General features: G+C 72.0%; 15 protein-coding genes. 10 read left to right on the top strand and 5 right to left on the bottom strand.

Features of this window, described 5'->3' with window-relative positions; translation table 11 throughout:
- Positions 1-43: 43 nt before the first annotated feature.
- A complete protein-coding gene (locus OHA73_RS13680) occupies positions 44-991 on the bottom strand; it encodes a dihydrodipicolinate synthase family protein (protein ID WP_327655169.1) in 948 nt (315 codons plus the stop codon).
- Positions 992-1141: 150 nt separating this feature from the next.
- Here OHA73_RS13680 and OHA73_RS13675 point away from each other — a divergent pair, with 150 nt between their 5' ends.
- A complete protein-coding gene (locus OHA73_RS13675) occupies positions 1142-1837 on the top strand; it encodes a FadR/GntR family transcriptional regulator (protein WP_327655168.1) in 696 nt (231 codons plus the stop codon).
- Positions 1838-2209: 372 nt separating this feature from the next.
- Here OHA73_RS13675 and ybaK read toward each other — a convergent pair whose 3' ends face one another.
- The 4 genes from ybaK to OHA73_RS13655 all read right to left on the bottom strand — a co-directional run bounded on the left by ybaK (position 2210) and on the right by OHA73_RS13655 (position 6286).
- The gene (gene ybaK / locus OHA73_RS13670; protein WP_327655167.1) at positions 2210-2713 is read right to left on the bottom strand and encodes a Cys-tRNA(Pro) deacylase; all 504 of its coding nucleotides are present in this window, start codon (positions 2711-2713) and stop codon (positions 2210-2212) included.
- Positions 2714-2744: 31 nt separating this feature from the next.
- Positions 2745-3530: an LON peptidase substrate-binding domain-containing protein gene (locus OHA73_RS13665; RefSeq protein WP_327655166.1), complete on the bottom strand. Its 786-nt coding sequence runs from the start codon at positions 3528-3530 to the stop codon at positions 2745-2747.
- A gap of 5 nt (positions 3531-3535) precedes the next feature.
- On the bottom strand, positions 3536-4513 hold the full coding sequence (locus OHA73_RS13660) for a hypothetical protein (RefSeq protein ID WP_266725537.1): 978 nt from the start codon (positions 4511-4513) through the stop codon (positions 3536-3538).
- Between the two features lie 258 nt (positions 4514-4771).
- A complete protein-coding gene (locus tag OHA73_RS13655) occupies positions 4772-6286 on the bottom strand; it encodes an oxidoreductase (RefSeq protein WP_443063211.1) in 1515 nt (504 codons plus the stop codon).
- Positions 6287-6508: 222 nt separating this feature from the next.
- Here OHA73_RS13655 and hisD point away from each other — a divergent pair, with 222 nt between their 5' ends.
- The 9 genes from hisD (at position 6509) to OHA73_RS13610 (ending at position 15113) form a co-directional block, all read left to right on the top strand.
- Positions 6509-7861, top strand: coding sequence for a histidinol dehydrogenase (hisD, locus tag OHA73_RS13650; protein WP_327655165.1), 1353 nt, complete (start codon positions 6509-6511; stop codon positions 7859-7861).
- Entirely contained in the window at positions 7858-8976 is a 1119-nt protein-coding gene (locus OHA73_RS13645; protein ID WP_327655164.1) for a histidinol-phosphate transaminase, read from the top strand. The genes hisD and OHA73_RS13645 overlap by 4 nt, the downstream gene beginning before the upstream one ends.
- A complete protein-coding gene (gene hisB / locus OHA73_RS13640) occupies positions 8973-9572 on the top strand; it encodes an imidazoleglycerol-phosphate dehydratase HisB (protein WP_266720633.1) in 600 nt (199 codons plus the stop codon). The genes OHA73_RS13645 and hisB overlap by 4 nt, the downstream gene beginning before the upstream one ends.
- Positions 9569-9733: a hypothetical protein gene (locus tag OHA73_RS13635; protein WP_266720635.1), complete on the top strand. Its 165-nt coding sequence runs from the start codon at positions 9569-9571 to the stop codon at positions 9731-9733. Before hisB ends, OHA73_RS13635 begins: the two co-directional genes overlap by 4 nt.
- Positions 9733-10380, top strand: coding sequence for an imidazole glycerol phosphate synthase subunit HisH (gene hisH, locus OHA73_RS13630; protein WP_266720637.1), 648 nt, complete (start codon positions 9733-9735; stop codon positions 10378-10380). The genes OHA73_RS13635 and hisH overlap by 1 nt, the downstream gene beginning before the upstream one ends.
- 11 nt (positions 10381-10391) lie before the next feature.
- A complete protein-coding gene (priA, locus tag OHA73_RS13625; protein ID WP_266725539.1) occupies positions 10392-11120 on the top strand; it encodes a bifunctional 1-(5-phosphoribosyl)-5-((5-phosphoribosylamino)methylideneamino)imidazole-4-carboxamide isomerase/phosphoribosylanthranilate isomerase PriA in 729 nt (242 codons plus the stop codon).
- Positions 11117-11872: an imidazole glycerol phosphate synthase subunit HisF gene (gene hisF, locus OHA73_RS13620; RefSeq protein WP_266720639.1), complete on the top strand. Its 756-nt coding sequence runs from the start codon at positions 11117-11119 to the stop codon at positions 11870-11872. Before priA ends, hisF begins: the two co-directional genes overlap by 4 nt.
- A gap of 259 nt (positions 11873-12131) precedes the next feature.
- Entirely contained in the window at positions 12132-12971 is an 840-nt protein-coding gene (bdeA, locus tag OHA73_RS13615) for a bis(hydroxyethyl) terephthalate hydrolase (RefSeq protein ID WP_267072925.1), read from the top strand.
- A 174-nt stretch (positions 12972-13145) separates the two neighbouring features.
- Positions 13146-15113, top strand: coding sequence for a helix-turn-helix transcriptional regulator (locus OHA73_RS13610; protein ID WP_327655163.1), 1968 nt, complete (start codon positions 13146-13148; stop codon positions 15111-15113).
- Positions 15114-15119: the final 6 nt, after the last annotated feature.

Genomic DNA, 15119 nt, shown 5'->3' with positions numbered 1-15119 from the left:
CGTCGAATCCAGGGTGCGACAGGTGAGGCGGGGAGGTGGAGGGTCAGGCGGGCAGCAGGCCGGCCTCGACCAGGTGGCGGCGGACGTACGCGAACTCGGCCTCGCCGAGCGGGATCTGCGGCGCGGCCGTGGCGGGGCAGTCGATGACGCCCTGGAGGTGGACGGCGGCCTTGAACGCGCCGAGTGCCGAGGACGAGCCGCCCATGACGGCCGGGTCGCCGGCGTCCGTGATCGCGAACAGTGCGGCGAGCCGGTTCTGCTCGGTGCGGGCCGCGTCCCAGTCGCCGGCGAGGGCGGCTTCGTAGAGCCGGACATAGCCGTGCGCGTCCACGTTGCCGAGGCCCGGGACGACGCCGTCGACGCCCGCGAGGAGGGCGCCGTCCACGGTCAGTTCGGCGCCCGTGAACACCGAGAACGTGGGGGCCGCGGCGCGCAGCGGGGCGAGCAGGCGGCGCAGGGAGCCCTCGTCGCCGCTGGAGTCCTTGAGGCCCGCGAGGGTGCCGTCGGCGGCCAGTTCGAGGATCGTGTCGTGGCCGAGCTTGCTGTGCACGGCGACCGGGATGTCGTACGCGAACAGGGGCAGGTCCGCGCCGGAGCGCAGCCGCCGGAAGTGGTTCGCGATCTCGGTCGGGTGGGTGCGCGTGTAGAACGGCGCGGTCGCCACGAGCGCGTCGGCGCCCGCCTTCACGGCGTCCTGGGCCCGCTCCAGGACCCGGGCCGTCGTCGTCTCGATGACGCCGGCGAGGACCGGGACCCGGCCCCCTGCCGCGTCGACGGCGGCCTCCAGGGCGGTGCGGCGCTGGGCGTCCGTGAGGTAGGCCGTCTCGCCGCTGGAGCCCAGCATGAAGAGGCCGTGCACCCCGGCGCCGATGAGGTGCTCGGCGAGCCGCCGCACCGACGCGACGTCCACCTCGCCCTCGGCGGTGAGCGGGGTGACCAGCGGCGGAACGACGCCCCGGAAGGGAGCGGGGAGCGGGGCTCGGAGAGTCATGGCGGTGGACTCCAGGGTTAACTGATGGTGTACGGAGATGGGACGTAGGATGTCCTACGTCCTGGAGGTGACAGTGCTCCACCGTCGAGCACACTGTCAAGGGTTCGAAGAATCCGGCAGAGCACGGGAAAGATCACAGGAGGGGCCTGAATGCGAGCGCTGGTCGCGGACGACGCGCAGCAGAAGATCAAGGAATTCATCGTCGAGGGCGGTCTCGGCCCCGGCGATCCGCTGCCGACCGAGACCGAGCTGATGGAACGGTTCTCGGTCAGCCGCAACTCGCTGCGCGAGGCCCTGAAGTCGCTGCAGGCCAAGCACATCGTGGAGATCCGGCGCGGCTTCGGGACGTACGTCGGGTCGATGTCGCTGGAGCCGCTGATCGACGGGCTCGCGTTCCGCACCGTCGTCGGGCACCGCAGGGGCGAGGACAGCCTGCTCGAACTGCTGCAGATGCGGGAGGCGTTGGAGGCGGGCCTGATGAGCAGCCTCGTGGGTCGGCTCGGCAAGCCGGAGCTCGATGTGCTCGACGGGCTCGTACGGCGGATGCACGAAGAGGTCGCCGGGGGAGGGGCGATCGACGCCGCGACCGACCGGGAGTTCCATCTCGCGCTGTACGGGCCGCTGGCGAACCGGCTGCTCAGCGAGTTGCTCGACGCGTTCTGGAGCGCCTTTCACCAGTCGCGGGCGCAGGACATCGGGCGCGCCCCCGAGGACGCGGACGGCGCGGAGCTGGCCCGGATGCACGGCCGGATCGTCGACGCCGTGCGGGCCGGGGACGCGGAGGCCGCGGAGGCCGCCGTGCATTCACACTTCGACGACATCCGCGGCCGGTTGAGCGCGCGCTGACCGTGAGAGCCCCTGGCTCCTAGGGCCTGTCGTTTGGATCAGGCCGGGGTCGCGGGGTCTGGCACGCACGCTCGCGGCGTTGTCGTCGGTCTTCCCCAAGCTCTCGGCTTCGCTCGAGCAGGGGAGGCCCCATTCGCTCCGCGTCGACTCCCTCCTCCGCCTTGCGATCGCACGCTTCCCCAAGCTCTCGGCTTCGCTCGAGCAGGGGAGGCCCCACTACCCCGCTCCCTGATCCGGCCTGATCCAAACGACAGACCCTAGGCGGGCCGGTGCCCGTGGTTGGCCTTGCCCTTTTTGATCCGCCACTTCCGCTTGCGCGTCTTCTTCGACATGTTCAGGTGCTTAGTCGAAGAAGCGGGGCGCGTCGAGGGGTCACGCACGTCCGACAGGGGCGAGCACGGCATCCGTGAGGGCCGCCAAGTCCCTTGGCGCCAGCTCGACTTCGAGCCCGCGACGCCCCGCCGAGACACAGATCGTGTCGTGCTTCTCGGCGGAGGAGTCGATGACCGTGCGCAGCTTCTTGCGCTGCCCGAGCGGCGAGATGCCACCGCGTACGTACCCGGTCGTGCGCTCCGCGAGCGCCGGGTCGGCCATGGTGGCGCGCTTGCCGCCGACCGCCGCCGCGAGCGCCTTCAGGTCGAGCTGGCCCGCCACCGGCACGACGCCGACGACGAGCGCGCCGTCCACGTCCGCGACGAGCGTCTTGAACACCCGGTCCGGGGACACGCCCATCGCCTCCGCGGCCTCCTCGCCGTACGAGGCGTGCGCGGGGTCGTGCTCGTAGGAGTGGACCGTGAAGGGGGTGCCCGCGGTGGTCAGGGCGACGGTCGCGGGAGTGCCTCCGGTCTGGCTCTGCTTCTTGGCCTTCTTCGCCAACGTGCTGCTTCCCTGGGTGAGTTGAGTGACGTCAGTTGAGGCTGGTCGACTGCCGGGTGAGCTCCGTCGCCGGCAGCGACGGCAGATGGCGGATGATCGCCGTCTCCGCGCGCAGCAGCGTCAGCTCCTCGCGCAGCCGGGACGCCACGTCCTCGGCCTCCAGCAGATGCTGCTTCGTCGGTACGTCGAGGACCGCGGCCGCCGCGACCAGATACGACACCACCGACGGCTCGTCCGGCAGCTCCGCGCCCGTCGTCAGCGAGCGCTCACGGGCACCCGCGAGGCGCTTCTGGTACGAGCGGAACGCGCGCAGCACGCCCTCCGCGAGGGCGCCCGCCTCCTCGCCGTCCTCCTCGGGCAGCTCCTCCACCTCGACCGTCAGATACGGGCCCGAGGCGTCGACCGAGTGCAGCTTCACCCGGCGCGTGCCCGTGGCCAGCACCTCGTAGCTGCCGTCCGCGCGCTCCCTGATCGTCGCGGCGTCCGCGATGCAGCCGACGGCGTGGAAGGACGTGATGGGGTCGTCGCCGAAGCCCGCGGCCGGGCCCGTGCCCGCCTCCTTCGTGGTCACCTCGTCGGGCATACCGGACGAGGTGGGCGCGACCTCGTGGCCGTCGCGGATCGCGACGACCACGAACTGGCGGGGCTCCTCAGAGGTGGACGGTTCGGTGTCGGGCTCCGACGGATCGTCGGGCGACGCCTTCAACAGATCGCGCATCATGGCGCGATAGCGCTCCTCGAACACGTTCAGCGGGAGCACGAGTCCCGGGAACAGCACCGAGTTGAGCGGGAACAGCGGAAGTCGGACGGTGGTCACGTCGGTCAAGCGTAATGGTCGTCGGAGCGGAGCGGTCCGCCGCGCAGCGGCATCGTCGCCGCGACTTCGAGCCGGACCTGTCCGCGCAGCTCCATGAAATGGCCCAGCGGGTCGTCCGTGAGCCGGTCCCAGGGGAACGACGTCGCGTACGGGCCGATGAGCCGCAGCTGCTCGAGGGCGTCCTCCCAGCGTTCGAGTTCGACCAGTACGCAGGTCAGCAGATTGCGCACCTCGGCGGGCCACGGATCCGCGGGCTCGTACGAGCGGGAGAGCTCCACGGCGAGGTCGACGGCGGCGTCCAGGCGGGCGCGGGGGATGCCGCTGCGCGGGGCGCCGGACGTCAGATACGCGAGGGCCGCGCGGGCCGGGAGCGCCTGGAGGAGCGAGCCCGGCAGGGCGTCCTGCGCGGCGCGCTCCGCGAAGTCGAAGCACTCGCGGTGCGAGCCGTACCAGGCGGCCGACAGATAGCGCAGGGCCGCGACGTGGCAGCCGTAGTGGTGCGGGGAGCGGCGCACCGCCCGCGCCCACAGCTGCTCGAACTCGGTGTGCGGGGCGTTGGTGCCGCGGGCGTGGTCCAGGGCGATGCGCCAGGGGACCGGGTCGCGGGGGTCGGACTCGGCCGCGGCCAGGATCAGCGGGGTGACCTCGCGCAGGAGCTCGGCGTGGGCGGGCGCGGCGAGGGCGCGGGTGACGGCGAGTTCGGCCTTGACGAGGAGCAGGTCGGGGTCGTGCGGCGAGGCCTCCTGCCAGTTCTCGAACCACTCGGGGCGGGCGGCGGCGAACGCGGCGAGGCGTTGCACGCCGCGGTCCCGGTTCTCCCACTCGGCGGCTTCGCGGGTGAGGGCGAGGGCCTTCGCGGCGGGGCCGTGGTCGCCGCGGCCGGCTGCGACGAGGGCGGGGGCGAGGCGGTCGTCCGGGGCGTCGAGGAGGAGGTCCTCGTCCGGGGGGAGGCCGATGCCCAGGGAGGTGGTGTGGCGGAGCATGCGGGTGGTGCGGATGAGGGCGCGCAGGAATGGCACGGGGCCTCCTTCTGCGCGGGACGTGGGGCATGGGTGCGGGTCGCGGTGGGTTGACGGTTGGGGTGGGTGGAAGGTTGCACGGGGTGGGGTGGTTCTTTGCCGCGTCTTGGCCGGGGGCCGGGCGGGGTGCTGTGTGCGCGGCAACGGAGATGACGTCGCGGGCTCTGCCCCGGACCCCGCGCCTCAATCGCCGGCGGGGCTTGATATGCCAGCGCCGCTTGATCAGCTTCTGCGGAGCAGTCGCGTTGCGCCCGCTGCCACCGTCGTCGCCAGGATCCAGCCCAGGAGGACCAGGATCGCCGAGGCCCACTGCCAGGGGCCGCGGAGTTGCCAGCTGCCGGCCTGGCCGAGGTCGATGACGGGGAGGAGGAGGTCGAGGGTGAAGAGGGCCGGGTCCCAGACCGGGCCCTCGCCGGGCTTGATGCGGGGGTGCGGGGCCTGGGAGAAGGCGACCGTGCTGAGCGCCCAGACGATCGCCATCCACAGCGCGGCCCGGCCGGGGCGGTACCCGTACGCCACCGTCCAGTCCTGGACGTAGCCCCACACCTTCGCCGCGATCGGCAGCGTCTCGCGGCGCCTGCGCTGCTTGGCGAGCAGCACCGCGCGGGCGTCGGAGTCCTCGCCGCTGTTGCGCAGCACGGTGGCCAGTTGCTCGTACGGCTCCGGGCTGTACTCGGGTGTCGCGTCGGCGAGCCAGTCGAGGCGGCGGGCGAGGGGGAAGGGGCCGGACGCGATGAGGTTCTCGTACTGGAACCCGCCGAGGCGGAGCTGGCCGGGGCCCGGCCAGCTGGTCGATCTGTCGACCAGGTTCGTCGCCCGCGCGCCGGACAGCACGATCCGGCCGCGCTTCGGCTTGTCGCAGAGGAAGCGCAGTTCCGGGGTCTGGACGCGGCGCATGGAGACCTCCTGCTCGTTCTCCATCGTGAAGCGCGCCGAGTCCAGGTCGAGCGCGTCGCCGAACCGGCCGTCGTCGAGCCGCACCCCGCCCACGCACTCGAAGCGCTGCACGCGGGTGCCGCGGGCGGGCGTCATGCCGCCGTTGAGGAGCGGGCCGCCGAGCGCGGCGGGGCCGAGGTACAGGGTCCGCTCGACCGACATCTGCGGAGCGTTCAGGGCCCAGCGGCCCCGGCTGCTGTTCAGCCTGGCGCCGCGCAGCGACAGCGAGACGCCGACCGTCGCGCTGCGCAGTCTCAGCTCGCCGTGCGTCTCGAGCAGTTCGGCCTGGAGATCCTGGCCGATCGTGAGCCCGTCCGCCATGATCGACTTCCCGCGCCGGTCGCTGAACACGACGGCCTGGTTGAGCAGCAGGTCCGTCCCTATGTGCGCGTCCGTGAGCCGGATCCCCTTGTGGAAACGGCAGCGGGCGAGGTGCAGATCGCCCTCCGTGTGCACCCGGGCGCCCTCCAGGCGGGGCACCGAGCAGCCGATGAGCCGCACGGTCGTGAAGTGCGCCTCCGGGAGGAGCACCTCCTTCTCGAAGCGGCAGCCCTTCATCTCCAGGTACGGGACGACGTTGCCGCCCGCGAGGTCGAAGACGTCCGTGATCTGTACGCCCTGGAGCTTGAGCGAGGAGACCCGCCCGTCGAGCGCCGGCGGGCCGTCGAGCAGCAGCCACGCCACGATGCGCGCCCGCACGCTGCGCTCCGGGCCCCAGGGGTGGCCGCCGTGCGGATCGTCCCGCCCGCTGTCCCCGGTGCGCAGGTCGTAGACGCTTCCGTTGCGGAACGCCTGCCACATCCCCACCTCGGTGGCGGTCAGCCCGTCCGGCACGTCCCCGTTGCCGTTGCCGGTCGTCCCCTCGACCACGTCTGTTCTGCCTCCCCCGTGACACCCGCTGGTTCGTACAACTGTTCATGCCCGCTGTGTGACCGTCTGAACACTTGCGGTGACACCGCCCTGCGGGTATCAGCCACTGATACAGGGCGCCGAGCGTAAACCCGCGTCTGAGAGAATTGTTCTGTGATCTCTCGAATCGATCTGCGCGGCGCCGCCCTCCCCGAGGGCCAGGCCCTGCGCTCGCTGCTGCCCCGAGCCGACTTCGATGTCTCGGCCGCCCTGGAGAAGGTGCGTCCGATCTGCGAGGCCGTGCATCATCGTGGCGACGCGGCGCTGATCGAGTACGGAGAGAAATTCGACGGAGTGAAGCTGGAAGCCGTACGGGTTCCGGCCGAGGCCATCGACAAGGCGCTCGCCGATCTCGACCCCGCCGTGCGCGCCGCCCTGGAGGAGTCCATCCGCCGGGCCCGCATCGTCCACCGCGAGCAGCGCCGCAGCAGCCACACGACGCAGGTCGTGCCGGGCGGCTCCGTCACCGAGAAGTGGGTGCCGGTCGAGCGCGTCGGCCTGTACGCGCCCGGTGGCCGGTCCGTCTACCCGTCGTCCGTGATCATGAACGCCGTACCGGCGCAGGAGGCGGGCGTCGAGTCGATCGCGCTCGCGTCCCCGCCGCAGAAGGAATTCGGCGGACTTCCGCACCCCACGATCCTCGCCGCCTGCGCGCTTCTCGGCGTCGACGAGGTGTACGCGGTCGGCGGCGCCCAGGCCGTCGCCATGTACGCGTACGGCACGGAGTCCTGCGCCCCGGCGAACATGGTGACCGGCCCCGGCAACATCTGGGTGGCCGCCGCCAAGCGCTACTTCACGGGACGCATCGGCATCGACGCCGAGGCGGGCCCGACCGAGATCGCGGTCCTCGCCGACTCCACCGCCGACCCGGTGCACGTCGCCTCCGACCTGATCAGTCAGGCCGAGCACGACCCGCTGGCGGCCGCCGTCCTCGTCACGGACAGCGAGGAACTCGCCGCTGCCGTGGAGCAGGAGCTGGAGCCGCAGGTCGCCGCCACCAAGCACGTCGAGGACCGGATCGTGCCCGCCCTCAAGGGGCGGCAGTCCGCGGTCGTGCTCGTCGACTCGCTCGACGACGGCCTCAAGGTCGTCGACGCGTACGGGGCCGAGCACCTGGAGATCCAGACCGCCGACGCCTCCGCCGTGGCCCAGCGCGTCAAGAACGCGGGCGCGATCTTCGTCGGCCCGTGGGCGCCCGTCTCCCTCGGTGACTACGCCGCCGGGTCCAACCACGTGCTGCCGACGGGCGGCTGCGCCTGCCACTCGTCCGGCCTCTCCGTCCAGTCCTTCCTGCGCGGCATCCACATCGTCGACTACACGAAGGACGCCCTCGCCGAGGTCGCGGCCACCGTGGTGACGCTCGCCGACGCAGAGGACCTGCCCGCGCACGGCGCGGCGATCAAGGCCCGTTTTGCCGGAGGCGAACTAGACCTGCACAGCGGGTGGAAGGTACCCAAGAACCAGTGACCAAGATCGACGACCTTCCCGTACGCGAGGAACTGCGCGGCAAGTCCCCTTACGGTGCACCGCAGTTGGACGTGGCCGTCCGGCTGAACACGAACGAGAACCCGTACCCGCTGCCCGAGCCCCTTGTGCAGCGGATCGCCGAGCGTGTCGCCGACGCGGCCCGCGAGCTCAACCGCTACCCGGACCGGGACGCGGTCGAGCTGCGCACGGAACTCGCCAGGTACCTGACCCGTACGACCGGCTACGAGGTCGGCTACGAGCAGGTGTGGGCGGCCAACGGGTCGAACGAGGTGCTCCAGCAGCTCCTCCAGGCCTTCGGCGGCCCCGGCCGGCTGGCGCTCGGCTTCGAGCCCTCGTACTCGATGCACCCGCTGCTCGCCCGCGGCACCAACACCGGCTGGGTGAGCGCCCCGCGCCGCGCCGACTTCTCGCTCGACGTACCGGCCGCCGTCGAGGCGATCCGGACGCACAAGCCGCACGTCGTCTTCATCACCAGCCCCAACAACCCCACCGGTAACGCGGTCGCGGCCGAGGACGTCCTCGCGCTGTACGAGGCCGCCGGGCGGGACGCGATGGTGATCGTCGACGAGGCGTACACCGAGTTCAGCCACGGCACCTCGCTGCTGTCGCTCCTCGAGGGCCGCCCGAACCTCGTCATCTCGCGGACGATGTCCAAGGCCTTCGGCGCGGCCGGCCTTCGGCTCGGCTACCTCGCCGCCGACCCGGCCGTGGTCGACGCCGTCCAACTGGTGCGTCTGCCCTACCACTTGTCGGCCGTGAACCAGGCGACGGCGCTCGCCGCCCTGGAGTACACCGACACGCTGCTCCAGTACGTGCAGCAGCTGAAGACCGAACGCGACCGTGTCGTCCGGGAGTTGGAGGGGCTCGGCTTCGATGTCACCGTCGCCGACGCCAACTTCATCCAGTTCGGCGTCTTCGAGGACCCGGGCGCCGTGTGGCAGTTCATCCTCGACCGCGGCGTCCTGATCCGTGACAACGGAGTCCCGGGACGCCTGCGGGTGACCGTCGGCACCCCCGAAGAGAACGACGCGTTCCTGGACGCGGCTCGCGAAGTGAAGAAGGACCGAATGAACAGTCAGGAGCGGGGCGCATGAGCCGCGTAGGACGTGTTGAACGTACGACCAAGGAGACCTCGGTCCTCGTCGAGATCGACCTCGACGGCACCGGCAAGGTCAATGTCGCGACCGGGGTCGGCTTCTACGACCACATGCTCGACCAGCTCGGCAAGCACGGCCTGTTCGACCTCACGGTGAAGACCGAGGGCGACCTGCACATCGACTCGCACCACACCATCGAGGACACCGCCCTCGCCCTCGGCGCCGCCTTCAAGCAGGCGCTCGGCGACAAGGTCGGCATCTACCGGTTCGGCAACTGCACCGTGCCGCTCGACGAGTCGCTCGCCCAGGTGACGGTCGACCTGTCAGGACGCCCGTACCTCGTGCACACCGAGCCCGAGAAGCTGGCGCCGATGATCGGCGAGTACGACACGACGATGACCCGGCACATCCTGGAGTCCTTCGTCGCGCAGGCGCAGATCGCGCTGCACGTCCACGTCCCGTACGGGCGCAACGCGCACCACATCGTGGAGTGCCAGTTCAAGGCCCTCGCGCGCGCCCTGCGCTACGCCAGCGAGATCGACCCGCGCGCGGCCGCCGCCGGGATCCTGCCCTCCACGAAGGGCGCGCTGTGAGCGGCCTGTCCGCGGTACTGATCTTCGTCGGCCTCTTCCTCGCCGGCGGCGCCTGGTCCTTCCACAAGCAAGGACTGCCCAAGAGCGTCGTGGTGCTGATGGGCATCGGTTCCGCGATGTGTCTCGTCGCCGGAATCCTGCGGATGGAGTGGCTCTACTGATGTCGGCCGACAACACCAAGAGCGTCGTCGTCTTCGACTACGGCTTCGGCAACGTGCGCTCCGCAGAGCGCGCGCTCGCCCGCGCGGGCGCCGACGTCGAGATCACCCGCGACTTCGACAGGGCCATGAACGCCGACGGGCTGCTCGTGCCCGGCGTCGGCGCGTTCGCCGCCTGCATGAACGGTCTGAAGGAGGCGCGCGGCGACTGGATCGTCGGCCGCCGCCTCGCCGGCGGCCGCCCCGTGATGGGCATCTGCGTCGGCATGCAGATCCTGTTCGCGCGCGGCATCGAGCACGGCGTGGAGGCCGAGGGCCTCGACGAGTGGCCCGGCGTCGTCGAACCGCTGAAGGCCGACGTCGTCCCGCACATGGGCTGGAACACCGTGGACGCGCCGGGGGACTCCCAGCTGTTCGCGGGCGTCGACACCGACGAGCGCTACTACTTCGTGCACTCGTACGCCGTGCAGAACTGGGAGCTCGAAGTCCACAACCCCTCCATGCGTGCGCCCAAGGTCACCTGGTCCACGCACGGCGGCCCGTTCGTCGCCGCCGTCGAGAACGGCGCGCTGTGGGCGACGCAGTTCCACCCCGAGAAGTCCGGCGACGCCGGAGCGCAGCTGCTGAAGAACTGGATCTCCGTACTGTGAGCGTGAACCCTGTGGGCAACAAGCTCGAACTCCTCCCCGCCGTCGACGTCCGCGACGGCCAGGCCGTTCGCCTCGTGCACGGCGAGTCCGGCACCGAGACCTCCTACGGCTCCCCGCTGGAGGCGGCCCTCGCCTGGCAGCGCTCCGGCGCCGAGTGGCTGCACCTGGTCGACCTCGACGCCGCGTTCGGCACCGGCGACAACCGCGCCCTGATCTCCGAGGTCGCCAAGGCCATGGACATCAAGGTCGAGCTGTCCGGCGGCATCCGCGACGACGACTCGCTCGCCGCCGCCCTCGCCACCGGCGCCACCCGCGTCAACATCGGCACCGCCGCCCTGGAGGACCCCGAGTGGGTCGCCAAGATCATCGCCGAGCACGGCGACAAGATCGCGGTCGGCCTGGACGTCCGCGGCACGACGCTGCGCGGCCGCGGCTGGACCCGCGATGGCGGCGACCTGTACGAGACCCTGGAGCGCCTCAACAACGAGGGCTGCGCCCGGTACGTTGTCACGGACATCGCCAAGGACGGCACGCTCCAGGGCCCGAACCTGGAGCTGCTGCGCAACGTCTGCGCGGCCACCGACCGCCCGGTCGTCGCCTCCGGCGGCGTCTCGTCCCTCGACGACCTGCGCGAGATCGCGTCCCTTGTCCCGCTCGGCGTCGAGGGCTCCATCGTCGGAAAGGCGCTCTACGCCAAGGCGTTCACGCTGGAGGAGGCGCTGGAGGCGGTCTCCGTATGACGCTCGCCGTCCGAGTCATCCCCTGCCTCGACGTGGACAACGGCCGCGTCGTCAAGGGCGTCAACTTCCAGAACCTGCGCGACGCGGGCGACCCCGTCGAGATGGCGAAGGTCTACGACGCCGAGGGCGCCGACGAGTTGACCTTCCTGGACATCACCGCGTCCTCCGGCAACCGTGAGACCACGTACGACGTGGTGCGGCGCACCGCGGAGCAGGTCTTCATCCCGCTCACCGTCGGCGGCGGCGTGCGCACCGCCGAGGACGTGGACAAGCTGCTCCGCGCCGGCGCGGACAAGGTGGGGGTCAACACCGCCGCCATCGCCCGCCCGGACCTCATCCGGGAGATCGCCGAGCGCTTCGGCCGCCAGGTGCTCGTCCTGTCCGTGGACGCGCGCCGCACGGAATCGGGCTCCTTCGAGGTGACGACGCACGGCGGGCGCAAGTCGGCCGGCATCGACGCCGTCGAATGGGCGCACCAGGCCGCCGAGTTGGGCGCGGGCGAGATCCTGCTCAACTCGATGGACGCCGACGGCACCAAGGACGGCTACGACATCGAGATGATCGAGGCCGTCCGAAAGCACGTGTCGGTGCCGGTCATCGCGTCGGGCGGTGCGGGCAGGCTCGAGCACTTCCCGCCGGCCGTCGCCGCGGGCGCGGACGCGGTGCTCGCCGCGTCCGTCTTCCACTTCGGCGACCTCCGCATCGGTGAGGTCAAGGGCGCGCTGCGCGAGGCGGGTCACCCCGTCCGCTGACGGAGGGGGCGACTGCCCGACTGCCGTACGAGACCGGTGACTTCTCCGCGAGACCGGTGATTTCGCCGATGCGGGTGAGGCGGAACCGGCGCCACCGTGGTCGCTGTCAGTGACCACGGCGGCGCCCTCGGGACGGGCTCCGCCCTTCCGAGAGGAACCCGTCATCGTGCAGCAGCACAGAAGTGCGGCGCCCCCCGTGCACGCCGGGCGAGCCGCGAGCAAGTTCCGGACCCGCCTGATCCGTACGGGACTTGCCACCCTGCTGGCCCTCGGCGGCCTCGCCACCCAGCAGGCCCTGACCGCCGAGGCGGCCGAGAACCCCTACGAGCGTGGCCCCGCCCCGACCGTCTCCAGCATCGAGGCCTCGCGCGGCTCCTACTCCGTCTCGCAGGCCAGTGTGTCCTCGCTGAGTGTGAGCGGCTTCGGCGGCGGCACCATCTACTATCCGTCGTCGACGGCGGACGGCACGTTCGGCGCCGTCGTGATCTCGCCGGGCTACACGGCGTACCAGTCGTCCATCGCCTGGCTGGGCCCGCGCCTCGCGTCGCAGGGCTTCGTCGTCTTCACGATCGACACCAACACCACGCTCGACCAGCCGGACAGCCGGGGCCGCCAACTCCTGTCCGCCCTCGACTACTTGACCCAGCAGAGCTCGGTGCGCACCCGCATCGACACGAGTCGGCTCGGCGTCATGGGCCACTCCATGGGCGGCGGCGGCACCCTCGAAGCGGCCAAGAGCCGTCCTTCGCTCCAGGCCGCGATACCCCTCACCGGCTGGAACACCGACAAGAGCTGGCCCGAGATCAAGACCCCGACGCTCGTGGTGGGCGCGGACGGTGACACCATCGCGCCGGTCGCCACGCACTCCGAACCGTTCTACGGAAGCCTGCCGAGCTCGCTCGACAAGGCGTACCTGGAGCTGCGCGGGGCCACGCACTTCACGCCCAACTCGTCCAACACCACGATCGCGAAGTACAGCATCTCGTGGCTCAAGCGCTTCATCGACAACGACACCCGGTACGAGCAGTTCCTCTGCCCGCTGCCGGCCTCCAGCCTCACGATCGCGGAGTACCGGGGCAACTGCCCGCACACGTCGTGACGTTGTGATGTCGTGACGTTGTGATGTCGTGGCGTCGCGAGGTTCTGACGTCATGAGGTTCCGACGTCACGAGGTTCCGACGTTCTGTGCGGTGGCACAGGACAACAATGTGCCGGTTGGGATTTATCCCAACCGGCGCTGTGCGTGCGGCGGTTCGCCACTAGCGTGCGGCAAGTGAGCGGAAGAACCGTGCTGTTGCTTGCGGCCGCCGCGTACGAGGCCGACCCCGAGGGGGCCGGCGTCGACGCGGGGCTCGTGCTGCGGGCCGCCGCGGCGGCCGGGCTCGGCGCGGACGCCTTGGATGCGGCCGAGCGGGCGGGCCTGAGGCGCGATCCGGACGGCCGGCTGCGGCTGCCGGGGCGGCGCAGGCTCTACGAGGCCGTGCAGCCGGAGCGGCGCAGGGCAGCGCACCGGTTGCTCGCCGCCGCGGCGACGGGGGAGCGGCAGCGGTCGGCGAGGCTGCTGCACCGGTCGCTCGGCGCGGCCTACCCGGACCCGGGGCTCGGCGCGGAACTGGCGGCGGCGGAGGGCGCGCCCCACGGGGAGCGCTGCACGGCGCTCGCCCACGCGGCAGGACTCGCCGAGGACCCCGCGGTCCGCGCCGAGTGGCTGGTCGCGGCGGCGGACCACGCGAGGCTGGCGGGCCGCCCGCACCGTGTGCGTGAACTCCTGCACCAGGTGGGCGAGTTCGGCGACTTGGCGGGCCTTGAGGCCGTACGGGGCCGCGCCGCTCTGATCCGGGGCCTGCTGGCGCTGCGCGACGGTCCCGTGGCGGACGCCCGTGAATCCCTGTTGCTGGCGGCCCGCCTCTGTGCACAGCCGGCCGCCCTCGAAGCGCGCCTCGGTGCGGCGGAGGCGTCCTGGGCGCTGGGGGACTCGGCGGGGTACCGGGAGGCGGTCGAGCACGGCGGTCGTGCGCGACCGGCGGACTCCGCTCTCGACTACCGGGTCGGCATGGCAGCGTCCCTCGGGGAGCGGGCCGGGGTGGGGCGGGTCGCGTTGCGGCGGGTCGTGGCACGGTCCGCCGGGGAGCGGGAGCCGGGGGTGCTGCTGCGGGCCGGGGCCGCCGCGCTCGTCGCCGGGGACGTGGACGCGGCCTGCCGTCTCGGCAGCCGTGCGCTCGCGGCCGCGCGGGACCGGGACGCGGGGGCCGAACTGCCGCGCGCCCTGGAGCTGCTCGCCTACGGTGAGCTGCGCTCCGGGCGGCACGTACGGGCTCGCGCCCATGCCGAGGAGGGGGTGCGGACCGCGCTCGCGGCGGGGCAGCGCAACGTGCTCGCGCATCAGCACGCCGTCCTCGCCCTCGTCGCCTCGCTCGACCGCGACGTCGACACCGTCGCCCGGCATGCCGCCGCCGCGCAGCACGTTGCCGACCGGCACGGGTTGGTGCAGGCTGCGACGCTCGCCCAATGGGCGTTGGCCCGTGCGGACTTGGCGCGGGGAGACGCGGCGCGGGCGGCCGCACGACTCGGGCCGCTCATCGGCCCCGGCCCGCGGCGGGGGCACTTCGGCATCCGGATGCTGGCCGTTCCCTGTCTGGTGGAGGCGGCGGTGCTCGCGGGTGAGCCGGGTGGGGCGCAGGCCGCGGTCGGTGAGTTCACGGTGTGGGTCGAACGCGGCCACGATCCGCTCGCTCCGGCACAACTCGCTCGCTGCCAGGCCCTGTTGGCGGCGAGCGATCCGGCGACGGCCGAGTCCCGCTTCGAGGAGTCCCTGGCCCGGCACGAGCGGACGGGCGGCGACTTCGAGCGGGCCCGCACCCTGGCCCTGTACGGCAAGTGGTTGCGCCGCACGCGCCGTCCTGCGCGGGCCCGTGCGTTGCTGCGTGACGCCCTGGTCGCCTTCGAACGGTGCGGGGCGACGGTCTGGGCCGTGCAGACGGCGGCCGAACTGCGCGCCACGGGCGAGTCCCCGGGTGACAGTGAACCTCCGGGCAGACTCGCCGAGTTGACGCCTCAGCAGTTGCGCATCGCTCGCCGCGTCGCGAAGGGTGACACCAACCGCGAGGTCGCCCGCCGGCTCTCGGTGAGCCCCCGCACGGTGGACCACCACCTCCGCAACGTCTTCGACCGCCTCGGCGTGCGCTCCCGCGTGGAACTGGCCCGCCTGGTGGACCGCACGGAGGCGGCGGGCCGCGCCTGAGCGCGC

Source organism: Streptomyces sp. NBC_00483 (genome assembly GCF_036013745.1).
GTDB lineage: Bacteria > Actinomycetota > Actinomycetes > Streptomycetales > Streptomycetaceae > Streptomyces.
Note: the sequence above shows the minus strand (reverse complement) of the source record. Positions and strands in the feature narration are given on the sequence as shown.

What these genes read in the sequence shown, in the direction of transcription:
- hisH (WP_266720637.1), top strand. Translation starts at nt 9,733, where the DNA reads ATGTCGGCCGACAACACCAAGAGCGTCGTCGTCTTCGACTACGGCTTC.
- OHA73_RS13680 (WP_327655169.1), bottom strand. Translation starts at nt 991, where the DNA reads ATGACTCTCCGAGCCCCGCTCCCCGCTCCCTTCCGGGGCGTCGTTCCG.
- OHA73_RS13660 (WP_266725537.1), bottom strand. Translation starts at nt 4,513, where the DNA reads ATGCTCCGCCACACCACCTCCCTGGGCATCGGCCTCCCCCCGGACGAG.
- OHA73_RS13675 (WP_327655168.1), top strand. Translation starts at nt 1,142, where the DNA reads ATGCGAGCGCTGGTCGCGGACGACGCGCAGCAGAAGATCAAGGAATTC.
- OHA73_RS13655 (WP_443063211.1), bottom strand. Translation starts at nt 6,286, where the DNA reads ATGTGGCAGGCGTTCCGCAACGGAAGCGTCTACGACCTGCGCACCGGG.
- hisF (WP_266720639.1), top strand. Translation starts at nt 11,117, where the DNA reads ATGACGCTCGCCGTCCGAGTCATCCCCTGCCTCGACGTGGACAACGGC.
- hisB (WP_266720633.1), top strand. Translation starts at nt 8,973, where the DNA reads ATGAGCCGCGTAGGACGTGTTGAACGTACGACCAAGGAGACCTCGGTC.